The organism is Streptomyces graminofaciens (assembly GCF_030294945.1).
In the GTDB taxonomy this organism is placed as follows: domain Bacteria; phylum Actinomycetota; class Actinomycetes; order Streptomycetales; family Streptomycetaceae; genus Streptomyces; species Streptomyces graminofaciens.
This window is the reverse complement of record NZ_AP018448.1, coordinates 10,088,710-10,112,040: the sequence shown is the minus strand read 5'-3', so window position 1 is coordinate 10,112,040 and position 23,331 is coordinate 10,088,710. Positions and strand designations below refer to the sequence as shown.

Annotated in this window: 23 protein-coding genes and 1 tRNA gene; 13 read left to right on the top strand and 11 right to left on the bottom strand. The window is 71.3% G+C overall.

The genetic code is table 11. The annotated features are described in order from the left end of the window. The first annotated feature begins 7 nt into the window (after window positions 1–7). From SGFS_RS44535 to SGFS_RS44510, 6 genes are all read left to right on the top strand, one after another. A complete protein-coding gene (locus SGFS_RS44535; RefSeq protein WP_286258170.1) occupies window positions 8–1,060 on the top strand; it encodes an ABC transporter permease in 1,053 nt (350 codons plus the stop codon). Further along, the gene (locus tag SGFS_RS44530) at window positions 1,060–1,944 is read left to right on the top strand and encodes an ABC transporter permease (protein WP_286258169.1); all 885 of its coding nucleotides are present in this window, start codon (window positions 1,060–1,062) and stop codon (window positions 1,942–1,944) included. The genes SGFS_RS44535 and SGFS_RS44530 overlap by 1 nt, the downstream gene beginning before the upstream one ends. Then, on the top strand, window positions 1,941–2,702 hold the full coding sequence (locus SGFS_RS44525; protein WP_286258168.1) for a nucleoside phosphorylase: 762 nt from the start codon (window positions 1,941–1,943) through the stop codon (window positions 2,700–2,702). Before SGFS_RS44530 ends, SGFS_RS44525 begins: the two co-directional genes overlap by 4 nt. After that, window positions 2,699–3,997 carry an amidohydrolase gene (locus SGFS_RS44520; protein WP_286258167.1) on the top strand — a complete coding sequence of 433 codons (1,299 nt, stop codon included), beginning with the start codon at window positions 2,699–2,701 and terminating at the stop codon, window positions 3,995–3,997. Before SGFS_RS44525 ends, SGFS_RS44520 begins: the two co-directional genes overlap by 4 nt. A gap of 68 nt (window positions 3,998–4,065) precedes the next feature. Then, window positions 4,066–4,737 (top strand): FadR/GntR family transcriptional regulator, encoded by a 672-nt coding sequence (locus SGFS_RS44515; protein WP_286258166.1) that lies wholly within the window; start codon window positions 4,066–4,068, stop codon window positions 4,735–4,737. Window positions 4,738–5,285: 548 nt separating this feature from the next. Next, window positions 5,286–6,278, top strand: a complete 993-nt coding sequence (locus tag SGFS_RS44510; protein ID WP_286258165.1) for a PAC2 family protein — start codon at window positions 5,286–5,288, stop codon at window positions 6,276–6,278. 169 nt (window positions 6,279–6,447) lie between these two features. Here the strand turns inward: SGFS_RS44510 and SGFS_RS44505 are convergent, their stop codons facing one another. Continuing rightward, window positions 6,448–7,467, bottom strand: a complete 1,020-nt coding sequence (locus SGFS_RS44505) for an SMP-30/gluconolactonase/LRE family protein (protein ID WP_286258164.1) — start codon at window positions 7,465–7,467, stop codon at window positions 6,448–6,450. A gap of 212 nt (window positions 7,468–7,679) precedes the next feature. Here SGFS_RS44505 and SGFS_RS44500 point away from each other — a divergent pair, with 212 nt between their 5' ends. Further along, window positions 7,680–7,886 carry a hypothetical protein gene (locus SGFS_RS44500; protein ID WP_286258161.1) on the top strand — a complete coding sequence of 69 codons (207 nt, stop codon included), beginning with the start codon at window positions 7,680–7,682 and terminating at the stop codon, window positions 7,884–7,886. A gap of 122 nt (window positions 7,887–8,008) precedes the next feature. After that, entirely contained in the window at window positions 8,009–8,155 is a 147-nt protein-coding gene (locus SGFS_RS44495) for a hypothetical protein (RefSeq protein ID WP_286258160.1), read from the top strand. Window positions 8,156–8,306: 151 nt separating this feature from the next. Here the strand turns inward: SGFS_RS44495 and mshC are convergent, their stop codons facing one another. The 4 genes from mshC to SGFS_RS44475 form a co-directional block, all read right to left on the bottom strand. Further along, a complete protein-coding gene (mshC, locus tag SGFS_RS44490; RefSeq protein ID WP_286258159.1) occupies window positions 8,307–9,536 on the bottom strand; it encodes a cysteine--1-D-myo-inosityl 2-amino-2-deoxy-alpha-D-glucopyranoside ligase in 1,230 nt (409 codons plus the stop codon). A gap of 231 nt (window positions 9,537–9,767) precedes the next feature. After that, window positions 9,768–10,604: an SCO1664 family protein gene (locus tag SGFS_RS44485; RefSeq protein WP_286258158.1), complete on the bottom strand. Its 837-nt coding sequence runs from the start codon at window positions 10,602–10,604 to the stop codon at window positions 9,768–9,770. Then, entirely contained in the window at window positions 10,568–11,158 is a 591-nt protein-coding gene (locus SGFS_RS44480) for a DUF3090 domain-containing protein (protein ID WP_286258157.1), read from the bottom strand. Before SGFS_RS44480 ends, SGFS_RS44485 begins: the two co-directional genes overlap by 37 nt. Window positions 11,159–11,291: 133 nt before the next feature. Then, window positions 11,292–11,978 carry a histidine phosphatase family protein gene (locus tag SGFS_RS44475; protein WP_286258156.1) on the bottom strand — a complete coding sequence of 229 codons (687 nt, stop codon included), beginning with the start codon at window positions 11,976–11,978 and terminating at the stop codon, window positions 11,292–11,294. A 62-nt stretch (window positions 11,979–12,040) separates the two neighbouring features. Here SGFS_RS44475 and SGFS_RS44470 point away from each other — a divergent pair, with 62 nt between their 5' ends. Then, a complete protein-coding gene (locus SGFS_RS44470; RefSeq protein ID WP_286258155.1) occupies window positions 12,041–13,045 on the top strand; it encodes a magnesium and cobalt transport protein CorA in 1,005 nt (334 codons plus the stop codon). An 87-nt stretch (window positions 13,046–13,132) separates the two neighbouring features. On the opposite strand, the gene SGFS_RS44465 is transcribed toward SGFS_RS44470, so the two are convergent. Together SGFS_RS44465 and SGFS_RS44460 are read right to left on the bottom strand one after the other, a co-directional pair. Further along, window positions 13,133–13,921 (bottom strand): VOC family protein, encoded by a 789-nt coding sequence (locus SGFS_RS44465; RefSeq protein WP_286258154.1) that lies wholly within the window; start codon window positions 13,919–13,921, stop codon window positions 13,133–13,135. A gap of 272 nt (window positions 13,922–14,193) precedes the next feature. After that, a complete protein-coding gene (locus tag SGFS_RS44460) occupies window positions 14,194–15,249 on the bottom strand; it encodes an LLM class F420-dependent oxidoreductase (RefSeq protein ID WP_286260366.1) in 1,056 nt (351 codons plus the stop codon). Between the two features lie 194 nt (window positions 15,250–15,443). Here SGFS_RS44460 and SGFS_RS44455 point away from each other — a divergent pair, with 194 nt between their 5' ends. Both SGFS_RS44455 and SGFS_RS44450 read left to right on the top strand, forming a co-directional pair. Beyond that, entirely contained in the window at window positions 15,444–16,427 is a 984-nt protein-coding gene (locus SGFS_RS44455) for an aldo/keto reductase (RefSeq protein ID WP_286258153.1), read from the top strand. Beyond that, complete coding sequence (locus tag SGFS_RS44450; RefSeq protein ID WP_286258152.1) at window positions 16,424–18,649, top strand: helix-hairpin-helix domain-containing protein; 2,226 nt, start codon at window positions 16,424–16,426, stop codon at window positions 18,647–18,649. The genes SGFS_RS44455 and SGFS_RS44450 overlap by 4 nt, the downstream gene beginning before the upstream one ends. Window positions 18,650–18,945: 296 nt before the next feature. Here SGFS_RS44450 and SGFS_RS44445 read toward each other — a convergent pair whose 3' ends face one another. Then, on the bottom strand, window positions 18,946–19,635 hold the full coding sequence (locus tag SGFS_RS44445) for a hypothetical protein (RefSeq protein ID WP_286258150.1): 690 nt from the start codon (window positions 19,633–19,635) through the stop codon (window positions 18,946–18,948). Window positions 19,636–19,683: 48 nt separating this feature from the next. Here SGFS_RS44445 and SGFS_RS44440 point away from each other — a divergent pair, with 48 nt between their 5' ends. Beyond that, window positions 19,684–19,872 (top strand): DUF5703 family protein, encoded by a 189-nt coding sequence (locus tag SGFS_RS44440; RefSeq protein ID WP_005485166.1) that lies wholly within the window; start codon window positions 19,684–19,686, stop codon window positions 19,870–19,872. Window positions 19,873–19,942: 70 nt separating this feature from the next. Here SGFS_RS44440 and SGFS_RS44435 read toward each other — a convergent pair whose 3' ends face one another. The 3 genes from SGFS_RS44435 to SGFS_RS44425 all read right to left on the bottom strand — a co-directional run bounded on the left by SGFS_RS44435 (window position 19,943) and on the right by SGFS_RS44425 (window position 23,046). Continuing rightward, entirely contained in the window at window positions 19,943–21,121 is a 1,179-nt protein-coding gene (locus SGFS_RS44435; protein WP_286258148.1) for a chaplin family protein, read from the bottom strand. A 147-nt stretch (window positions 21,122–21,268) separates the two neighbouring features. Beyond that, a complete protein-coding gene (gene chpH, locus SGFS_RS44430) occupies window positions 21,269–21,502 on the bottom strand; it encodes a chaplin ChpH (RefSeq protein ID WP_286258147.1) in 234 nt (77 codons plus the stop codon). A gap of 218 nt (window positions 21,503–21,720) precedes the next feature. Further along, the gene (locus SGFS_RS44425; RefSeq protein ID WP_286258146.1) at window positions 21,721–23,046 is read right to left on the bottom strand and encodes a M20/M25/M40 family metallo-hydrolase; all 1,326 of its coding nucleotides are present in this window, start codon (window positions 23,044–23,046) and stop codon (window positions 21,721–21,723) included. Window positions 23,047–23,246: 200 nt separating this feature from the next. On the opposite strand from SGFS_RS44425, the gene SGFS_RS44420 reads away from it, so the two are divergent. Continuing rightward, a tRNA-Leu gene (locus SGFS_RS44420) sits at window positions 23,247–23,331 on the top strand.

The following is a 23,331-nucleotide window of genomic DNA, read 5'->3' as shown; positions in this document are numbered from 1 at the left end:
GAACCACATGACCAGAGACCGGTTGACCGGAGCCCTCCGCTCCCCCGTCGCCTTCTCCGTCCTCGCCGGTGTCGTGATCGGCGCGCTGTTCCTGGCCGGCACGGGCGCCGACCCGGTCACCGCGTACGGCGCCGTCCTGACCGGTTCGCTCGGCGCCGACGGCATCGGCTCCACGCTGAGCACCGGCACGAGCGTGCTCGGCATGGCCCTCGCGCTCGCGATCCCGCTGCGCGCCGGACTGATCAATCTCGGCGGCGACGGCCAGATGGTGCTGGGCGGCATCACGGCCGCCGTCACCGGCCTGTACTCACCGCTCCCGGCGCCCCTCACCGTCGTCCTCGCCCTGCTCGCGGGTATGGCGGCAGGCGCCGGATACGCCGCCCTGGCCGCACTCTGCGAGAACCGCCTGGGCGTCCCGCTGCTGGTCAGCAGCCTCCTGCTCAGCTACCCGGCGGTGTCGCTCGCCTCCTACCTGGCCCGCTATCCCCTGAAGGAACCCGGCTCCAGCCTCCCGCAGACCCGGCGGCTCCCGGAGGGCGTGGCGCTGCCCGCCTTCGGCGAGTCGACGGTGACCGTCGGCCTGCTGCTGGTGGTCCTGGCGGCGGCCCTGTACTGGTTCGCCGACCGGCGCACGGCCCTCGGCTACGAGATCCGCATGACCGGCCTGAACCCGCGCTTCACCGCGTACGCCGGTGTGGAGCGCGCGGGGCTGACGCTGCGGCTGATGGCGGTGTCGGGCGCGCTGGCCGGGCTGGTCGGCGCGATCGGCGTCCTGAGCTTCCCGTACCGCTTCCTCGACGGCTCACTCACCGCGCCCGGCTACACCTGGACGGGGCTGACGGCGGCGCTCCTCGCGGCGGCGGCCCCGCTCGGCACGGTCCTCGCGTCGTTCTTCTTCGCGGTCCTCCAGGTCGGCGGGCTGGCGATGGAGCGGACGACGGAGGTGCCACGCGAGCTGACCCAGGTCCTCCAGGCCATCGTCATCGTGTTCCTGGCGGCCCGGCTGCGCTTCCCGCGACGGTGGTTCGGCAGGCGGAACAGACAGCAGGAGGCCGTCTGATGTTCTTCGACACCGATCTCCCGATGTCCGCGCTGCGCGCTCTCACCCCCATCCTGCTGGCCGCGCTCGGCGGCGCCCTGTGCGAACGCGCGGGCGTCTTCAACATCGGCCTCGAGGGCATGATGCTGCTGGGCTGCTTCACGGCCGTGACGACCAGCTGGTTCACCGGCAGCCCCTGGCTCGGCGTCCTGGCCGCCGCCCTCGCCGCCGCCGCGTACTCGCTCGTCCTGGCCGTCGGCGCGGTGACCCTGCGCGGGGACGCGGTGGTGCTCGGAATCGCCATGAACCTCCTGGCGGTGGGCCTGACCAGCTTCCTCCTCCGTACGATCTTCGGTGTGCAGGGCACTTTTGACGATCCGTCACTCGCCGGGCTGCCCCTGATCGGCGGCCTCTCCCCGCTCGCGTATCTGGCGTGGGCGGCGGTCGGGGTCGCCGCGCTGGCGCTGTCCCGCCATGTGTGGGGGCTCAGGCTGCGCGGGGTCGGCGAGGCGCCGGACGCGGCGGCCACGCTCGGGGTGAGCCCGGCGAAGTACAAGTACGCGGCGGTGCTCGTGTCGGGTGTGCTGTGCGGGCTCGCGGGGGCCCAACTCGCGCTCGGCAACGTCACGTTGTTCTCCGAGAACATGACCGCGGGCCGGGGCTGGATCGCCGTGGTCGCGGTGATGCTCGGCCGCGCGCTGCCGCTCGGTGTCCTGCTCGCCGCGCTGCTCTTCGGCATCGCCGAGGCCGCGGGCTTCCGCCTGCAGGGGCTCGGCCTGCCGCAGCAGGCGACGGACGCCGCGCCGTACGTCGTCACGCTCGGCGCCCTCTTCCTGACGACGGCCCGCCGCCGTCGCCGTACGAGTCGTACGGACCGCACCGACAGCACTGGAGTCACCGCATGACGAAAGACCTGTTGCCGATCACCCGAATACCCCGCACCGGGCTGCCCCCGCGAGCCGTGGTCGTCGGTGACCCGGCGCGCGCCGCGGCCGTCGCCGCGCTGCTGGACGGGGCCGAGGAGGTGTCGTACCACCGCGAATACCGTGTGTTCAGCGGGAGTTGGAAGGGTGTGCCGGTGGTCGTCGCCTCGCACGGGGTGGGCGGGCCCGGCGCGATCCTGCTGTTCCAGGAGCTGGCGGACGCGGGGGTGCGCACCTTCCTGCGGTTCGGCACGGCGGGTGCGATGAAGCCCGGGATCGGCGACGGCGACCTCGTCATCGCGGAGGCGGCCGTACGCGACGACGGCGTGACCCAGCAACTGCTGCCGCCCGAGTACCCGGCGGTCGCCGCCCCCGAGACGGTCTTCGCGCTCCAGCGCGCGGCCCGTGAGGCGGGCGCCCCGCACCACCGGGGCATCGTATGGACACGGGCGGCCTTCCAGCCCGGGCTGATCCCGCTCGACGCGTACGACCGTGCCGGGCTCGCGGCCATCGAGATGGAGCTGTCCGCACTGTACGTGACGGCGTCGCTGCGCGGTCTGGTCGCGGGCGGGGTGCTGGTCGTGGACGGCGCGAACGCCGACGAACTCGTCGACGAGGAGGCCACCGGCGGCTACGACCCGCACCGCGAGGTCGTCGCGCTGGGCGTGGAGCGCGGGGCGGTCGTGTCGCTGGAGGCGCTGCGGCTGCTGGCGGAGGAGTTCGAGGGGGACCTGGCGTGAGCGAGTACGTCGATCTGCTGGTCCACGGCGGTGACGTCCTGACGGTCGACGAGGCCGGAACCGTCGTACGGGACGGGGCAGTTGCCGTGCACGACGGCGAGATCATCGCGGTCGGCCCCTCGGAGAACCTCCGTACGACCTACACGGCGGCGGAGACCATCGACGCCGAGGGCTGTCTCGTCCTCCCCGGGCTCGTCAACACCCACACCCATCTGGCGATGACGCTGCTGCGCGGTCGCGCGGACGACGTCACCCTCCAGGGCTTCCTGGAGCGGGTGCTCAGGTGGGAGGCCGAGCTGCTGTCGCCGAAGAACGTGGCGGCGGGCGTGCGGGCCGCGATCGCCGAGAGCCTGCGGGCCGGGGTGACGTCCGCGCTCGACATGTACTGGTACCACGAGGCGGCCGAGCGGGTCGCACGAGAGACTGGCTGGCGGCTGCACACGGGCCCGACCTTCATGGACGTACCGGACTCGCCCGACGGACGGGAGTACGAGGAGCGGCTGGAGTGGGCGCGACGCGACCTCGCCGACCGCTCCCACAAGCCGGGCACCCGCCCGGTCCTCTTCGCGCACTCCGCGTACACGCTCAATCCGGACCAGCTGGTCGACATAGCCGCGCTCGCCCGCGAGTTCGGGGCGCTGCTGCACATCCACGCGGCGGAGAACGCCACCGAGGTGGCCACGGTGGAGGTCCGCCACGGCAAGCGCCCCGTGGAGCTGCTCGACTCCCTCGGCCTGCTGGGGCCCGATCTGCTGCTCGCCCATGCCGTGGACCTGACCGGCCCGGAGATCGCGGCGCTGGCCCGTACCGGTACCTCGGTCGCGCACTGCCCGGTGTCCAACCTGAAGCTGGGCTGCGGGATCGCTCCTGTGCCCCGGCTGCTGAGCGCGGGCGTGACGGTCGGGCTCGGCACGGACGGGGCGGTCAGCTCCAACAGCCTGGACGTACTGGGTGCCGTACGGCAGGCCGCGCTGGTCCACAAGGCGGCCGGTGACCCCACGGCGGTCGGCGCCGAGCAGGCCGTACGCATGGCGACGATCGAGGGCGCCCGCGCGCTGGGCCTCGCCGATCACCTGGGCTCCCTGGAGCCGGGCAAGCGGGCCGACCTGATCGTGCTCGACCTGGGCGGCCCCCATGTCAGGCCCCTGCACGACCCGTGGTCGACGCTCGCGTACGCGGCGCACTCGGCGGACGTGAGGGACACGGTGGTCGAGGGGCGAGTTCTGATGCGAAACCGCACACTGACCACGCTGGACGAGGCGGCTGTCCTGGCCGACCTGGAAACTTTTGCCTGATCCTGCCCCCATAATGACATGAGACATCGGATGTCTGAGCCGTTCCGAAGCTACAGGGAGGCCCCGCCATGGCAGTGACCGACGAGGCGATCGAGAAGATCAAGGACATGATCGTCTCCGGCGCGCTGCGCCCCGGCGACCGTCTCCCCAAGGAGAGCGAACTGGCCGCCGACCTCGGGCTGTCCCGCAACTCCCTGCGGGAGGCGGTCCGCGCCCTGTCGTTGATCCGCATCCTGGACGTACGACAGGGCGACGGCACCTATGTGACCAGCCTGGACCCCCAACTCCTCCTGGAGGCGATGAGCTTCGTCGTCGACTTCCACCGCGACGACACGGTCCTGGAGTTCCTCGCCGTGCGCCGCATCCTGGAACCGGCGGCCACGGCGATGGCCGCCCTGAAGATCAGCGAGCAGCAGCTGGACGCGTTGAGCGCCCAGTTGGACAAGCTGGGTGCCGAGCCGTCGGTGGAGGAGCTGGTCGCCTGCGATCTGGAGTTCCACAGGGGCATCGTGCAGAGCTCCGGCAACTCGGTGCTCTGCTCCCTCCTCGACGGCCTCTCCGGCCCCACGACCCGGGCGCGAATCTGGCGCGGCCTGACCCAGGAGGACGCGGTCAGCCGCACGCTGCACGAGCACCGGGCCATTCTCGCCGCGCTGCGCGACCGCGACGCGGAGGCGGCGCGGTCGTGGGCGACGGTGCATATCGCGAGCGTGGAGCAGTGGCTGCGGTCATCGCTGTGACACCGGGCGGTGACGGCCCCCGCGCCCTGAAAGGACCGGGGCGCAGGGGCCGTCCCCTCAGGGGCGCGGGGAACTGCGCGAGCAACCACAGACAACCCCGTACCCCACCCACCCCGCCCACCCATCCGCTGCCCCGCGTCGCGGGAGACGATCACCGCGCCACGCCCCTCGTCCGTGATCCGGCGCACAACGCCGAGTTCAGCATCTCGGCGATCGCGCCGGTGTCCCGGGGAGCCACGATCACGGCACGTGGCCCACTCGATGCCGGACTCGTCCACGCGTGCCCCTTCTCTCGCCGAACCGCGTGCCGCCGGGTCACGTTGAACATCGGACCTTTGGCGGTCATCCGCTGCCCAGCGTGAGTGGCGGACAATGTCCAGGCCACCCGAGGAAGTTGATCACGCGCAGCTCGGATGACCGACGGGTGTTTGAGGGGGCCTTACGGGGCAGTGATCCGTTCACTCCCCCGTGCAAGGGGGCTGCGGATGCCCCCTTGGCACGCCGTAAGGTTGAGGCGTACTGGAGGGCACGTCGGAAGGAGGCACTGGGTGATCGAGCTCGAGGGGGTTCCCGAGCTGATCGACCCGGTCATGGTGGCCGCGTTCGAGGGCTGGAACGACGCCGGCGACGCCGCCTCCACCGCGGTCGCGCATCTGGACAGGGAATGGAAGGGCGAGGTCTTCGCGGCGCTGGACGCCGAGGACTACTACGACTTCCAGGTGAACCGCCCCACCGTGTGGCTGGACGGCGGCGTACGGAAGATCACCTGGCCGACGACAAGGTTGTCGGTGGTCAGGGTCGGCGGCGACAAGCCCCGCGATCTCGTACTCGTCCGGGGCATCGAACCGTCGATGCGATGGCGCTCGTTCTGCAACGAGCTGCTGGGCTTCGCCCATGAGCTGGGCGTGGAGCTGGTGGTCATCCTGGGTGCCCTGCTCGGGGACACCCCGCACACGCGTCCGGTCCCGGTCAGCGGAGTCACGTCGGACCCGGACCTGGCCCAGCGGATGGATCTGGAGGAGACCAAGTACGAGGGCCCCACGGGCATCGTCGGCATCCTCCAGGAGGCGTGCACGCACGCGGGCGTCCCTGCGGTGTCGCTGTGGGCCGCCGTGCCGCACTACGTCTCGCAGCCGCCCAATCCGAAGGCCACACTGGCCCTCCTGAACCGCCTGGAGGACCTGATCGACGTCCGCATCCCGCTGGGCGAGCTGCCCGAGGACGCGCGCGCCTGGCAGGTCGGAGTGGATCAGCTGGCGGCGGAGGACAGCGAGGTCGCCGAGTACGTCCAGACGCTGGAGGAGGCCCGGGACACGGCCGAGCTGCCGGAGGCGTCGGGCGAGGCGATCGCCCGCGAGTTCGAGCGGTACCTGCGGCGGCGGGACGGAGGCCCCGCCGGTCAGGCCGGGGGGCACGCCACGGCCGACGGGGGTGACACGGCGTCCGGCATGTGGAATCCGAAGGACAACCCCAGTGGCCGTGCCCGACCTCCCAAGCCGCCCAAGCCTGAGGTTGATGAAGAAGATTCATCGGAGGACTGAGGGTCACCGCAGGTTCGATGCGGTTGATCGCGCCCACGCGCCGGAGCCGCATGTCGGGCACAGCCCCGCGCCCCTGAAACAGGGCGCGGGGATTGGACCGGCGTCTACAGGGCGTCTCCGAGCAGCCCCCTAGCGTCAGCGCTCCACAGCCACAACCGCGTACGTCGCGTCAGCGCTCCACAGCCACAACCGCGTACGTCGTGTCAGGCGTCGGGGTGGTCGTGAACCTCGCGTTGGGCAGGTACAGGCGGTTCCCGTACGCGGCCACGGTCGTCGGGACGTCGAAGTCGGAGTCCGTGAGGCGGCCCTCGAAAACGCCGCTGCTGCCGTTCTCGGCGAGCTTGAACACGTCGATCGCGTTCTGGCGGTTCTGCACGACGTACAGGCGCCGTCCGAGGAGCAGCAGACCGTCGCCGTTGGTGAGGGGTCCCGCGTCGCCGAGGTCGACGAGCCGGGTCACCCCCGTCCTCGGGTCGACTCGGTGGAGGCCGCCGACGCCCGACTGCACGACGAGGAGCGCCTTGCCGTCCGGGGTGCGTGTGATGCCGTTGGCGTTGACGACCTCGCCGGGCGTCTGGGTCCAGTCACCGCTCAGCGTGAGCGTCACGACCTCGTCGGCGTCCGGCAGTTGACCGCGCCGGCCCAGCGGCAGGGCGTAGAGCGCCGGCTGGAACGAGTCGGTGAACCAGGCGGCGCGCGGGGTGAGGAAGACGTCGTTGGCGAAGGTCGGCGTCCTGGCCGTGAGCACGTACGAGGCGAGTATCCGACCGGTGCGGGCGTCCACCACGCGGGCGCCCGTGCGTCCGGCGACGAACAACCGCCCCCGTCCGTCGAGTTTGAGCCCGACGGAGGGCGTACCGGGGCCCGCTGAGATGATGCCGCCCTCGCCCGTGCGCAGGTCGGCGCGGTAGATCGAGCCGTCGCCGAGAGAGCCCAGGTAGGCGTACGGGCCGCCGCCGATGGTTATGCCCTCGGGGCGGAAGCCGCCCGGGAGCGGGATCAGGTCGGGCCAGGTCTTCTCGGCCACCGAGGCGGCTGCCGAAGTCGCGGTGGAGGCCTCGGCGGACGACCCCACGAGCAGCGCGCCCACGGCGGCGGCTCCTGTCGTGAGCAGTCTTCTCCGATTGGGGTGAGGTAAGGAGAGCGAGTCGTGACGTGCGGAGGAGGACTCCGGATGCGGGGGTGCCACTGTTCGTCCTTCCGATGGGAGGAGACCGGCAGACGCAGACGACCCCGGCCGGCCCAGGATGCAACTGACTCTGACACCCCATCACACGCCGACCGCCTCCGCAGCCCCACGACAGTCGATGAACAGGGCTTTGACAGTACCGCGACAGCTCCTGGCCGGATTGTGACGTGACATGGGCTTCAGGGTGGATCGCACCCTTGGGTCGTGCCCCGATGTGCGGAACAGGATTCACCTACCGAGGAGCCGAGCAGGAGCTGATCGTCGTAGCCCACGCCACGGCCCGGCTGCGTGCCGGGTCCGACGGCGTCCACTCGGCGGCGGGCGCGGACCTGTCGGCGCTGAACTGTTCCTCGGCGGCGAACAACTCACCCTGGAGCCGCTGTTCGGCAGCGAGGAACGAGTCCGGGCGGCCTCGCTAGCGGCGACGACGACGTCCACGACCTCACGCTCTTGCACCCAGTGCGCGGCGCCACCGACCGCACCCAGGACCTCCACCTCCGGCTCACCCCCCCGTGGACTCCCGCAGCGGCTCCGCCTGTTCGTGGCCGGCGGCTGGCGCGACCTCGACAACCCGTCCCCCGGGCTCCGCCACGCGGTCCACACCGCCTTCGCCGCAGCGGGAGGGCGCCCCGAGGTCCGCGCGTGGTTCTCCGACGACGCGACCGTGGCCCTGGTGATCACGGGCTGACGAACCGTCGCGCGTCACACACCCGGCCGGTGACGCCCGCAAGACGAAGGGGCGCCTCCTCCGTCAGGAGAAGGCGCCCCATCTGTCACCTCGTGTGCCCCTTGGGGCTCCTGTGCAGAGTCGTTACTGCACCGGGTCGGAGCCGCGGCTGTTAGAGCGCCACACCGAGGAGGGCGTCCACGGCACGTGAGACGACACCGGGCGCGCCCTCGTCCGTACCGCCCCGCTCCTGCTGGAGCGCGGCCCAGCGGTCGACGGCGGCGAGTGCGGTGGGGGCGTCCAGGTCGTCGGAGAGCGCCTCACGGATCTCCTCGACCAGTGCCTCGGCGGGCGGGCCGTCCGGCCGGGAGACGGCGGCACGCCACCGGTCGAGCCGGGCGACGGCGTCGGCCAGCACCTGGTCGGTCCACTCCCAGTCGGCGCGGTAGTGGTGGGAGAGCAGTGCGAGCCGTATGGCGGCCGGGTCGACCCCGTCGCGGCGCAACTGCGAGACGAAGACCAGGTTGCCCTTGGACTTCGACATCTTCTCGCCGTCGAGCGCGACCATGCCGGCGTGGACGTACGCCTTGGCCATGGGGAACTCGCCGGTCAGCACCTGGGCGTGCGAGGCGCCCATCTCGTGGTGCGGGAAGGCGAGGTCGGAGCCACCGCCCTGCACGTCGAAGCCCATCCCCAGGTGGTCCAGGGCGATGGCGACACACTCGATGTGCCATCCGGGCCGACCACGCCCGAGCGAGCCGCCGTCCCAACTGGGCTCACCCTCGCGGGCGGCCATCCACAGCATCGGATCGAGCGGGTTCTTCTTGCCGACCCGGTCCGGATCCCCGCCGCGCTCGGCGGAGAGCAAACGCATCGCGGCGGCATCCAGGTTGGACACCTTGCCGAAGTGGGGATCGGCCTCGACGGAGAAGTAGATGTCCCCGTCGAGCTCGTACGCGGCACCGGCGTCGCGCAGCCGTTCGACGAGCGGGACGATGCCGGGGATGGCCTCGACCGCGCCGATGTAGTGCTTCGGGGGCAGCATCCGCAGGGCGGTCATGTCCTCGCGGAAGAGGGTGGTCTCCTTCTCGGCGAGGGCCACCCAGTCGACGCCGTCGCGCTCCGCCCGCTCCAGCAGCGGATCGTCGACGTCCGTCACGTTCTGGACGTAGTGAACCTGCCGCTTGGTGTCGAGCCACACGCGCTGCACGAGGTCGAACGCGTTGTAGGTCGCCGCGTGACCCATGTGGGTCGCGTCGTACGGGGTTATGCCGCAGACGTAGAGACGGGCGACGGGACCGGGGTCGAGGGTGACCGGACCGCCGGTCGCGGTGTCGTGGATCCTCAGGTCGCGGCCCTGACCAGGCAGGGCGGGGACCTCGGAAGCGGGCCAGGCATGCATGTCATGAGCCTAACCGGACACAAGTTCCGTATACGAACCGGACCGCCCCAATGGCCGAGAAGGCGGTCTTGCGATGCGCCTCCGACGGTGCATGGGGCGCCTGACAGCTCGGGAGTACGGGTGGGGGGCCGACCGCGGTTCAGCTGCGGCTGGTCGCGCGGTTCCCCGCGCCCCTTACGGGGTGCAGCCCCGCCCGGCCCCAGCCCCGCGGGGCCCCAGCCCGGGGTGCCCTCACACCGGCGGCCAGGGAATCGCCGGCCACTCCCCGCTCGGCTCCGGATGCGTGCCCGCCTTCAGCAACCCGGTCACCCTGGCCCGCGTGGCGTCCACCTCGGCCGGAGTGATCAGCTCGGCCAGCCGTACCGCCAACGCCCCGCCCGCCTCCAGCGAATCCCGCAGAGAGCCGAGCACCCGGACGGACTCCTCCGTGAGCGGCTCCCCCGCCCACCCCCACAACAACGTCCGCAGCTTGTTGTCGACGTTGAAGGTGACCCCGTGGTCGATGCCGTACAACCGCCCCTCGACGGCCGGCAGCAGATGCCCGCCCTTCCGATCGGCGTTGTTGATCACCGCGTCGAGCACGGCCAGCCGCCGCAACCGCTCGTCGTCGGCGTGCACGAGCAGCGCGGTCTTCCCTTCGCCCACCTCGGCGAACCCGACCGCCTTCCAGCCCTCCCCCGGCTCGTCGCCGTCGACGAGAGCCAGCAGCTCGGACCCCGGCTGCCCCTCGATCCACAGCTGGCACATACCCTCCCCGTACGGCCCGTCCCGCAGCACGGTCGGCGGCACCAGCCCCCACCCCGTCGCCTCGGACACCTCGTACGCGGCGACCTCCCGCTGCGCGAGCGTCCCGTCGGGGAAGTCCCACAGAGGGCGCTCCCCGGCGACGGGCTTGTAGACACAGGCGGCCTCCCGCCCCTCGTACGAGACCGTGCAGTACAGCACCGCGTTGGACGCCTCCCGCACCTGTCCGCGCACGGTCAGCTCACCCTCGACGAGCAGTTCGGCGAGCAACAGCGACTCCGTCACCGTCACGCCCCCCGGCGGTATCCGTTCTGACGCGGACATACGTGTCCCTCCGGATCGAGCGGCAGGCTGCACAGGGGGCACGGCGGCCGCCCCGCGTTGACGACGTCGAGGGCGCGCTTGGCGAAGGCACGGGCCTGCGTGCCGGTGAGCCGGACGCGGAGCATCGGCGGGCCGTTCTCCTCGTCCTGGAGCATCCGTTCCTCCGCCTCGGCGAGGTCCTCCTCCGAGTCGGCGTCCAGCTCGACCAGCGCCTGTGCCTCGACGATCATGCGCTGTTCGTCGCCGTCCCAGGCCAGCGCCATCGTGCCGACCCGGAACTCCTCCTCGATGGGTGTGTCGAGGGGCGCGGTGTCGGAGATCTCCGTGGGCGCGACGGCCGGCACGGCGGCACTCCCGCCGCTGCGCCGTACGACCTCGTCCAGCAGTTCGTCCATGCGCTCGGCGAGCGCGGCGACCTGGGTCTTCTCCAGGGACACACTGGTGACGCGCTGGCCCGAGGTGGCCTGCAGGAAGAAGGTCCGGCGCCCGGGCAGCCCGACCGTACCGGCCACGAAGCGGTCCGGAGGGTCGTAGAGGAACACCTGACGGGACACGTCCTGTCTCCATTGGAATCGACGTTGGGTATCGACGGTGGGCACCGATGTTCGGTATCGACGCCGGGTCCGGCGCTCGGCTGCTGACTCGTTCAGCGCCGTTGCGACCGCTTCACCCTACTGCGGTTGACGATCACGGTGCTCCCGTACCGCCGCCCACGGTCGCGTCGCCGTCCGAGGGTTGTTCGCGCGGGACAAGGGAGGAGAAATCCCCGGTGTCGCCGAGACGAACGAGAAAAGGCCTGAGACGGGTGTAACGGATCGCGGTGATGGAACACGGTTCTACGGCGATCCGCTGGAAGAGGTCGAGATGAAGTCCGAGAGCGTCCGCGACGAGCGACTTGATGATGTCGCCGTGCGAGCACATCACATACACCGCGTCGGCCCCGTGATCGGCCTCCACGCGCGCGTTCCACTCCCGTACGGCCTCGGCGGCCCGCGTCTGCATGGCGCGCATGGACTCCCCGCCGGGGAACCGCGCGGCCGACGGATGCGCCTGTACGACCTCCATCAGCGGCTCGTCCTTCAGCTCGGCGAGCTTGCGGCCGGACCAGTCGCCGTAGTCGCACTCGCCTATGCGCTCGTCGGTGTGCGGGCTCAGTTCGGGGCGGGCGTCGAGGAGCGGGCGGATCGTCTCCTGGCAGCGCTGCAACGGGCTGGTGACGACCTCGGAGATCGGCAGCCCGGCGAGGCGCCCGGGAAGCGCGGCGGCCTGTGCGGCCCCATGGTCGTCGAGGGCGACGCCGGGGGTCCACCCGGCGAGCACTCCATCGGTGTTGGCGGTGGAACGTCCGTGCCGGACGAGGATCAGCGTGGGCATGGCGCCCAGCGTAGGGGCTGCGCGGTGTGCGCCCGGGGCCGGGCGGCGGGGGGACACGCTCCGTGATCGTCGACTGCGCCATCTACCGGGACGGGCGCCGGACGGAGGGGCCCGAGGACTTGTCCGACGCGCTGACGCTGTGCCGTCCGGAACGCGACGCGTTCGTCTGGATCGGGCTGTACGAGCCCACGGAGAGCGAGTTCGACCTGGTCACGCAGGAGTTCGGGCTGCACCCCCTGGCCGTCGAGGACGCCCTGAACGCGCATCAGCGCCCCAAACTGGAGGTCTACGACGACTCACTGTTCGTGGTCCTCAAGCCCGTGGGCTACGAGGCGAAGAGCGACGCCGTCCACTCCGGTGAGGTCATGGTCTTCATCGGCGACTCGTTCGTGGTGACCGTCCGGCACGGCGAGGAGGCACCCCTGAGCGCCGTACGACGCCGTCTGGAGCACGAGCCGGAGATGCTCCGGCACGGGCCCACGGCCGTGCTGTACGCGATCGCCGACGCCGTCGTCGACCACTACGTGGACGTGGCCGGCGAGCTGGGCACCGATCTGGAGGAACTGGAGGCCCAGGTCTTCTCGCCGACCGGTGGCGGCTCACGGCCGACGGCGTCCCGCATCTACGACTTCAAGCGGCAGATCCTGGAGTTCCGCCGGGCCACGGGCCCGCTGGCACAACCACTGTCCCGACTCGCCGGCACGGGAACGGGCACGGCCGGCGCGCGTGTCCCCTTCGTCCACGACGAGGCACAGCCCTTCTTCCGTGACGTGAGCGACCACCTCACGCGCGTGAACGAGTCCGTGGACGGTCTGGACCGGCTGGTCTCCGATGTCCTCTCGGCCCATCTCGCTCAGATGAGCGTCCGCCAGAACGACGACATGCGGAAGATCTCCGCGTGGGCGGCCATGGCGGCCCTGCCCACGATGGTCGCCGGCGTCTACGGCATGAACTTCGACCACATCCCGGAACTGCACTGGTGGTGGTCGTACCCGGCGCTGATCGTCCTGCTGGCCGCGTCCGAGGTGCTGCTGTACCGGCTCTTCAAGCGGCGGGGCTGGATGTAGGGACGCCGGTACGCGCGCGTGGGCGACGATTTCGGTCTTCGTGCTCCACACGCGCGTGCCGTAGCGCTTCGACGGTGCTTCGGGGCCTCAGGCGAACTCGGGTGCCGCGGTCGCCGGGCCGCCGAGCGCGTCGCGGCGTTCCGGCATCCTCAGCGAGACCATGCGCCGCCAGCCGAGGGCCCGCTCGTAGGCGTACACGGCGTGGATTCCCGCGGCGAGCACCGCCGCCTTGGCCCTCGGCCAGCCGAGGATGCGCCCCATGTGGTCCATCACGGCGAGGCTGACGTCGCGGTGGACGCGGATCTCGGCCAGCGCGCACTCCCGCAGGGTCCGCTGGATGAGGCGGCCGTGCCCGGCGGCCGCGAAGCGCAGCAGTTCCTCGTGGGTGTACGCGAGGTGGTTGTCCTCGTCGTCGGAGATCATCCGTACGGCCTTGCCGATCTCCGGGTGGCCCGCGAAGTAGGTGCGGAGCATCACCATCTGGTCGGCGGCACGCTGTTCCGTGACCCGGCTGTGGGACAGGTAGACGATGATGTCCCGCTCCGTGAGCGCCTGGTCGGCCTTGAGCTGCTCGTGCGCGAGGCCGATGCCCCGGCGCTCCAGGAGCATCGTGTAGTCGGTCTCGGACGGGACCTCGACGGGCTGGAGTCCGCGCTTCTTCATCAGGGCGTTGAAGATCCGCCCGTGTTTGTCCTCGTCGGCGCCGTGGCGGGTGATCTTGGGTGCGAGTTCGCGTTCGCTCGCCGGGACCAGCGCGGCGATGCGCGCGTTCTCCCAGCCACCCTGCGACTCGCCGCTGGCGGCGATGGAACAGAACAGCCGGAACGACTCGTCGTTGTCGATGATTTCCTGGAACAGACTCTTGGCCGAAAGCATCTGAGGCACCTCTCTGCAGGGTTCCCGCAGAAAACGAGTCAAATGGGGTACCAGGAGCCAGGCAACAGCTGTGTCGGACAAATCCGCCAAACGGCGTACGGCGGGGCGTAGAACGCACGTATGCGAGCAGGCGTAACCGACCGGGGCGGTGCCGCGTTGTCCCCCGTGACGGCCGTGGCGGGGAAGACCCCCGAGCCCCCACCACGGCCGTAGAACTTTCCCGGATCGCCTTCCGGGTCACTTTCCGGATCGCTTGGCGTGCCGGACTTCCGTTACGCGAGCCCGGCCAGCTCCAGAGCCTCCGAACCCGCCCGCAGCGAGGCGACCCGCTCCTCCAGGGTGAAGCCCGCGGGGGCCAGCGTGAGCGTGGTGACCCCGGCCGCGGCATAGGCCTTCATGCGGTCGGCGATGCGCTCCACGGAGCCGAGCAGGGTGGTCTGGTCGATCAGGTCGTGCGGGATGGCGGCCGCGGCGCCGGCCTTGTCGCCCGCCAGGTACTTGTCCTGGATCTCGGCGGCCTCCTTCTCGTAGCCCATGCGCTGCGCGAGCTGGTTGTAGAAGTTCTGCTTGCGGCTGCCCATGCCGCCGACGTACAGCGCTGTGTACGGGCGGAAGGTGTCGGCGAGGGTCGCCACGTCCTTGTCGTCGCCGACGGCGAGCGGCAGCGTCGGGCAGATGTCGAACCCGTCGAGCGTCTTCCCGGCCTTCTCGCGGCCCGCGCGCAGGTACTGGACGGCGGTGTCCTCGAGATGGGCGGCCGAGGGGAAGATCAGGAGCGCGCCGTCGGCGATCTCACCGGTCTGCTCGAGGTTCTTCGGGCCGATGGCGGCGATGTAGAGCGGGATGTGCTCGCGCTCCGGGTGCACGGTGAGCTTGAGCGGCTTGCCCGGGCCGTCGGGCAGCGGCAGGGTCCAGTGCTCGCCCTCGTACGACAGGCGCTCGCGGGTCATCGCCTTGCGGATGATCTCGACGTACTCGCGGGTGCGGGCGAGGGGCTTGTCGAACTTGACGCCGTACCAGCCCTCGGAGACCTGCGGGCCGGAGACGCCGAGGCCGAGGCGGAAGCGGCCGCCGGAGAGCGAGTCCAGGGTCGCGGCGGTCATCGCGGTCATCGCCGGCTGGCGGGCCGGGATCTGGAAGATCGCCGAGCCGACGTCGATGCGTTCGGTCTGTGCGGCGACCCAGGTGAGTACGGTGGCCGCGTCCGAGCCGTAGGCCTCGGCGGCCCAGCAGACCGCGTATCCGAGCCGGTCGGCCTCCTGGGCGACGGCGAGATTGTCCGCGTCCATTCCGGCACCCCAGTAGCCGAGGTTGATCCCGAGCTGCATGGCCTTCCCCTTACCCATCAGTAACGTCCCTTGTGCGGTCGACATTACCGGTGAGTCCCTCGCCCCCGCTGCGCCTATGGGCTCGGGGCGTGGGCTTCCTTGGCGGGTGCGGGTTCGTCGTGGTTGCTCGCGCAGAGAAATCGGTTGTCCACAGGCGCCCACGTGGTGAACTGCGGCAAGTAATCTCGGCGTCCATGGAGCAGAGGCATCTCGGCCGTACCGGCCTGCGTGTGTCCCGGATCGGGCTCGGCACCCTGACGTGGGGCCGCGACACGGACCAGCATGACGCCGCGGACATGTTGAAGCTGTTCTGGGAGGTCGGCGGCACCCTCGTGGACACGGCGGACGTGTACGGGGACGGCGAGGCCGAATATCTGCTGGGGCAGTTGATGGACGGGCTCGTGCCCCGCCGCGACCTGATCATCTCCACCAAGGCGGGCAGCGTCCCCGACCCCGACCGTCGCGTCGACGGCTCGCGGGGCCATCTGCTCGCCGCGCTCGACGCCTCCCTCGCCCGCCTCGGCACGGACTACGTCGACCTGTGGCAGATCCACGCCTTCGACCCCGAGACCCCGCTCGACGAGACGCTCCAGGCGCTCGACATGGCCGTCAGCAGCGGCCGGGCCCGGTACGCGGGCGTCTCCAACTTCTGCGGCTGGCAGCTAGCGAAGGCCGCCACCTGGCAGCTCGCGGCACCGGGCGTACGCACCCGGCTGGCCAGTACGCAGATGGAGTACTCCTTGCTCCAGCGCGGCATCGAACGCGAGGTGCTGCCCGCCGCCCTGGACCTCGGGATCGGTCTGCTGCCCTCCTCGCCGCTGGGCCGCGGAGTGCTGACGGGCAAGTACCGGCACGCCACTCCCCCGGACTCCCGCGGCGGCTCCGAGCACATGGCGCTGTTCGTCGCGCCGTACCTGGACGACACGGCGACGAGCATCGTGGACGCCGTGCAGATAGCGGCGGACGGTCTTGCCGTGACGCCGCTCCAGGTGGCCCTCGCGTGGGTGCGGGACCGGCCGGGCGTCGCCGCGCCCATCGTCGGCGCGCGCAACGCACTGCAGCTCACGGCGGCATTGTCAGTGGAGACCCTTAGTCTTCCTGACGAGATCTGCCGGGCTCTCGACGACGTGTCGGAGCCCGTGCACCGCTATCCCGATCACGACTGGAGCACGCTGTGAGCACGGAGCCCGTGACCACGGAGACGACCGAGGACGAGGCCCTCGTGAGCGATGGTGAGACCGCCGGCCCGCCGAGCGCGGACGGCGAGGACGGGACCGTCGAGGTCGGCGTGGAGGGCGCTTCCGAGGCCGGTGCCACCGGTGACGAGTCGGCGGCTGAGGACGAACCGACCGGGACGGCCGAGGCCGGTGGCGAGGCCGCCGCCGGAGTGTCCGAGGCCGCCGCCGAGTTGGCCGCGCAGAAGGTGGAGCGGGAGCGGATCGAGCGGCGGAAGGCCGAGAGGACGGCGCCGATCACGAGCGGCGCCAAGCTCAGCGGGACGGCCGCCGACCTGCTGGCCGCCGTACGGGCGGTGGAGGGCGGGCAGAAGCCCGTGGCCACCGCCTTCGGCGAGCCGGAGCCCGCGCCGCGCAGACTCGCACCGGAGGCGGAGCCAGTGCGACGACCGCAGCCCGTCGCACCCCCGGCCGCGGCGGCCGTCTCGGGCGGGACCGTCGAGGCCGTGCGCGCGGCGCTGGTCGAGGGCGGTGCTCCCGAGGCTCTCGCGCCGCAGGTCGCCGCCGTGCTCGGCGAGGGCGCGGGCGAGCTGCTGCGGGAGGATCCCTGGCAGTTGCTGCGGGTCGCCGGTGTGCGGCCGGAGCAGGCCGACGGGTTCGCCCGGGCGCTGCTCGGCGCGGAGCGCGGGCCGGACGACGAGCGGCGGGGCCGGGCGGTCACCGTATGGCTGCTGGAGCAGGCGGCCGTCGCCGGGCACACGGCCCTGGAGGCCCCGCCTCTGGCCGCCGCGCTCGCCCAGCGGTCGGTGCCCGATCCCGACGAGGCCGTCCGGAGCACGGTCGCCGAGGGCGAGGCCCTGATCTTCCAGGACGCGCTCGACGACGCCCCGCCCGTCAACACGGCCCCCGAGGGCGAGCAAGCGGAAGTGGAGCGGCCGGTCCGTGTCCTCATCGGCCTGGAGCGGTACGCCCTCGCCGAGGAGAGCCTCGCCGACGCCCTGGCGCGCGTCCTGAACTCCCTGTCCAAAGATGACCCGGCCGACTGGGCGTCGGCGGCGCAGGCGGCACCGCGTTCCGCCGCCGAGCTGATCCGCGCGGTCGCCGGGCACGGGCTCGTATTGCACACCGGCGGCGAGGCGGCCCGCGCGGAACCCGCGGCGCTGGTCGCCGCCGCGCGGGGGCTCGGGCTGCGGGCGTACGCGGCGACGCACAGCGCGGACGGCGCGCGGCGGGTCGCGTCCCTGCTCGGCGCGGCCCGGGCCGACGACTCCGCCGTGGTCACCGTCGCCGGGCTGCTGTCCGGTACCGAGGGGCCCGGGCGGGACGCGGACGGCTCGCTCGACCTCGACCTGCTCGTGGTCCTGGACGCGCCCCAGCTCGACGTCGAGACCGCCGCCGTGCTGGCGGAGTCGCTGCCCGACGGCGCCCGGCTCGTGCTGAGCGGCGATCCCGGGATGCTGTGGTCCGCCGGGCCCGGCCGGGTCTTCGCCGATCTGCTCGCGGCGCGGGTCTGTCCACAGGTCGCCTCGCGTACGCCCGATCCCGGGCCGATCGGGGAGCTGGTCTCCGGCATCGGGATCGGGGAGCTGAACCAGGTCGAGGCACCGGGCAAGGAGGTCGTGATCGTGCCGGTGCGGGACGCCGGGGAGGCGGTGCACCGGACCGTGCAGCTCGTGGTCGACTCGGTGCCGCGGGCGTTCGGGATTCCCGCCGAGCAGACGCAGGTGATCACGCCGGGGCACGGCGGTGCGGCCGGTACGCGCGCGCTCAACGCCGCGCTCAAGGAGCGGCTGAACCCCGGGCCCGGACGGTTCGGCGGGTTCGACCCCGGGGACCGGATCGTGTACACGCCCGTGCCGGGGCGTACGGCGCCGGGGCGGGTGGTGACGGCCGACGCCGAGGGGTTGCACCTGGAGTGCGCGGGCGGGCCGGTGGTCGTACCGAAGGAGCGGGTGGAGCAGGCCGTGCGGCACGGGTGGGCGTTGACCGCGCACCAGGCGGTGGGGCATCGCTGGCCTGCCGCGGTGGTGGTGCTGCCGGGTGACGCGGCGCAGGTCCTGACCCGGCCCTGGGTCTACACGGCGTTCGGTCGCGCCGAGCGGCATCTGTCCGTCGTCCATGGCGTGGAGCAGGCGCTGCCGCGCGCGGTCGCCGAGCTCCCGGCCAAGGCGCGCACCACACGCCTGCCTGCGCTGCTCAAGGCCCAGGCGCCGCCGACGGATTGACGGGCGCGGGTTGCCTGGGGCGGGCGGCCTGGGGGCCGGGTTGCCTGGGGCGGGGAGGTCGCGCGGCCCGGCGCTGACGGAGTTCCGCTGCGCCCACCCGTGCCGCCGCTGCCGGCACGACTGCCCGCAGCCATGCATGGCCACAGCGCGACCCCACGACCCCGCGACCGGGCACGACGACGGCGGCCACCGGTTCCCCGGTGGCCGCCGTCTTGGCTGTCTCGCCTGTCCCTCGCCGCCCCGCGCCAGGTGCCGTGCCAGGCGTCGCGGGGCAGACGGGACTTTCGAAACACGCCCTAGCGGTCCGCGTCCAGGGGTTCCAGGTCGTCCTCGTCGTCCAGGTCCGGGGTGAGGGGGAGGTCGTCGTCCAGGTCGTCCTCGTCGGGCTCGTCGTCGAAGACCGCGCTGACGTCGAAGCGGCAGACGATGCGTTCGGAGTCCGCCTGGTCGAAGGGGGACTCCAGCCATTCGCCGGGCTCGGCGGACTCGTCCACAGCGGTCACCCAGAGCGTGGAGTCGCCCTCCTCCAGGCCGAACTCCTTGTGCCGCGAGGCGATCTCGTCCGGCTCGAACTCGCCGAACAGCACCCCCAACGCGCCATGCACGGTGGCCGACGCCTCGTCCGAGGCCACGGGGCCCTCCACGGACTCCACCCGCTGGGCCTGCGCCATCAGCCGCTGCGGTTCGACCACCGCGTAGTCCCGGCGGATCAGCACGCTCAGCGCGTTCGGTTCCTCCGGGCCGATGTACGGCGGCATGTCCTCGGTGCCGGGGATCTCGAAGGGGGTGACCTCGTCGTAACGGTCGTAGAGCAGCTCGTCGTACTCCTCGGCGGCCGCCGCCAGCTCGTTGAACGCCTCGTAGACGGCCGGGTCGTCCTCTCCCGTCCTCCGCTCGACCGCCGCGAGATGGCGATCGAGCGCGGTCTTGACCGCCTCGGCGGCGGCTCGTACCTCGACAGCGGTGGGCTGCGCAGCATCAGACATAGTGCAGACGCTATCCGTACGGGGCCCCAGCCCGCACAATAGATACCGATGCCGGAATACGAATTTGTCGACGTGTACGTACCGCGCGGGGTTTCCCGCAAGGACGCCACACGCCTGCTGACGGACCATGCCGAGTACGGACACTGGGAGTTGGACCGACTGAGCCTGCTGCGCGACGGCAGCCGCAGGGTGCGGCTGCGCCGACGGATCATCCGCCAGGTGCGCGCCACGTGGTGAGCAGGACGACCGAAACGGAGCGGGCCCGGCAGTCGCGGGGCCCGCTCCGTTCGTCACGCGTCGGGTACGGCTACAGAGCGGCTGCCTTCGCCTTGCGGTAGAGCAGGGCGCCGCCGATCAGCGCGCCCGCGCCCATCGGGAGCGCGAGCCCGAGAGGCAGGTCGCCACCTGTGTGGGCGAGTTCCCCCGCCACGTCGGGCTGGGTGACCGTCTGCTCACCCGGAGTGTTCGGCTTCTCCCCACCGGGCTTGCCAGGCTCCCCCGGCTTGCCCGGCTGACCGGGCTCCCCCGGCTTACCAGGTTCCCCGGGCTCACTCGGCTGACCGGGCTCCCCGGGCTTGCCCGGTTCCCCCGGCTCGCCCGGCTGCTCCGGGTTGCCCGGCTGCTCGCCGCCGGGGTTCTCGTGCGCCCCTCCGCCGCCCGAGTTCTCGCAGTCGTTGCCCGCGACCCCGTTGCCGATACCGACGACGCTGACGCTGTTGCCGCACGCGTTGACCGGCACGTCCACCGGAGCCTGCACGCTGTTCCCGGAAGCCACACCCGGAGAGTCACTGGCATGACCACCGGCGTGAGCACCCCCACCGCCACCACCCGAGTTGCCCGAGTTCTCGCAGTCGTTGCCCATGACCCCGTTACCGAGACCCACCACGTTGACACTGTTGCCACACGCGTTGACCGGCACATGCACCGGAGCCTGCACCGTGTTCCCGGAAGCCACACCCGGAGAGTCACTGGCATGACCACCGGCGTGAGCACCCCCACCGCCACCACCCGAGTTGCCCGAGTTCTCGCAGTCGTTGCCCATGACCCCGTTGCCGAGACCCACCACGTTGACACTGTTGCCACACGCGTTGACCGGCACATGCACCGGAGCCTGCACCGTGTTCCCGGAAGCCACACCCGGAGAGTCGCTGGTGCGGCCGGCGGCGTGGGCACCCCCACCGCCACCGCGCGAGGAACCAGAGCCTTCCCCGTAGGCCGGAGCTCCGCGGTGCTTGCCTCCCCCACCGCCGTTGGAACACTTGTTGCCCGCCGCCGGATTGAGCAGCCCGACCACGTTCAGGGTGTTGCCGCAGACGTTGACCTCGGCCTCCACCGGCGCCTGCACCGTGTTGCCGGAGAGCACGCCGGGTGAGTTGGCGGCGGAGCCCTGTGCGGCGGAGTCGGCCTGCGCGTAGCCTCCGGCCGCGGCGAGGACGCCGGACGCGGCCGCCACCGTCATGAGACTTTTGCGGGTGACCTGTCGCATTGCTGAATTACCTGCCTTAGCCCTATGTTCTGATCTCTTACACCTTGCCGAGAGACCAGTCGGCCCCGGAGTGCATGGCGCGCACTCCGGGGCCGACGGATTTCAGACCCTCAGTCGGGTCAGGCCCTCACCGGGTGAGGCACAACGTCACTTGTTGATGCAGGTGTTGCCGAAGGCGGGGTTCAGCAGACCGATCACCGAGATCGTGTTGCCGCACACGTTCACGGGGACGTGAACCGGCACCTGGACGACGTTGCCGGAAAGGACACCCGGGGAGTGCACGGCGGCACCCTGGGCGCCGGCGTCGGCGACGGCCAGACCCGCACTCGCGAGAACCAGACCACCGGTGGCAGCCGCAGCGGCGACGACCTTCTTGAGCATTATTCCTCCTTGTTGGCAAAGCGACTCCAAGTAGCGAGTCGCATCACCTGTAACGAGGAGGGAGTAATGGAGCTACGAGCTTATGGTCCGATTCACTCAACCCGGTCGCTCTTCGCACGCGCTGCCGAATAATGGAGTCTCGTTTCAGCGCGCAATTCAGGACAGAACAAAGCCGGTTAAGGATCCGTCACCACACTGTCAGCGGCCGTCACAGAAGCTCAGGACGCGTCGATGAAACGGTCGAGCACCCGCACGCCGAACTTCAGACCGTCCACCGGCACCCTTTCGTCGACACCGTGGAACATGCCCGCGAAGTCCAGCTCCGGCGGCAGCTTCAGCGGCGCGAAGCCGAAGCCGCGGATGCCGAGGTCGTCGAAGGACTTGGCGTCCGTACCGCCGGAGAGCATGTACGGGATCGCCTTCGCGGCCGGGTCCTCGGCGATCAGCGCGGACTGCATGGCCGCGACCAGCGCCCCGTCGAAGGAGGTCTCCAAAGCCTTGTCGGAGTGGGTGTCCTCGCGCCGCACCTTCGGGCCGAGCAACCGGTCGAGGTCGGCGAGGAACTCCTCCTCGAAGCCGGGCAGGAAGCGCCCGTCGACGTGCGCGGTTGCCTCGCCCGGGATGACGTTGACCTTGTAGCCGGCGCCGAGCTGGGTGGGGTTGGCGGTGTTGCTGAGGGTCGCGCCGATGAGCTTGGCGATGCCGCCGAGCTTGGCGAGGGTGCCCTCCATGTTCTCCGGGTCGAGCTCGGTGCCGAGCGCGTCGCCGAGTTCGTCGAGGAAGGCCCGGGTGGTCTTGGTGACCCGCACCGGGAACTTGTGGCGGCCGACGCGCGCGACGGCCTCCGACAGCTCGGTGATGGCGTTGTCCCGGTGGATCATCGACCCGTGCCCGGCGGTACCGGCCACGGTGAGCTTCATCCAGTGCATGCCCTTCTCGGCCGTCTGGATCAGATAGAGCCGCCGCTCCTCGCTCACGGTGAACGAGAAACCGCCGACCTCACTGATCGCCTCGGTGACGCCCTCGAAGAGATCGGGATGGTTCTTCACCAGGTGCTTGGCGCCGTACGTGCCGCCGGCCTCCTCGTCGGCGAGGAACGCGAGCACGATGTCGCGCGGAGGCTTGCGGCCGCTGCGCAGCCGGTCGCGTACGACCGCCAGCGTCATCGCGTCCATGTCCTTCATGTCGACCGCGCCCCGGCCCCACACGCACCCGTCCGCGACCTCGCCCGAGAAGGGGTGGTGGGTCCAATCGTCCGCGTTGGCCGGTACGACGTCGGTGTGGCCGTGGATGAGCAGGGCGGGCCGGGACGGGTCCTCGCCCTCGATACGGGCCACCGTGGAGGCGCGGCCCGGGTGCGACTCGAAGATCTTCGGTTCGAGACCCACCTCGGCGAGCTTCTCGGCGACCCACTCGGCCGCCTTGCGCTCGCCCGGGCCCGAGTGGTCACCGAAGTTGCTGGTGTCGATCTGGATCAGCTCCCGGCAGAGGTCGACGACCTCGTCCTCACCGGTCACGCGCCTGGCCGTGTCCGTCTCGCTCACGCTGCTTCCTCCCGCTGTCGCTGCTGGTGGTTCCCCCCTCATCCTCCTCCCGACCCACCGCGCTTCCCAAGACCGGGACCGGCCCGTCACACGCCGTTCACGTCCGCGCGCCCCCGGGACAGGGGGTGATCGGAGGGCCTCGAAAGCCTGGTAATGTTTCCTTCGTCGCCGCGAGGGAAACCCCGCGCGACAGACACCTTGTCCGGGTGGCGGAATGGCAGACGCGCTAGCTTGAGGTGCTAGTGCCCTTTATCGGGCGTGGGGGTTCAAGTCCCCCCTCGGACA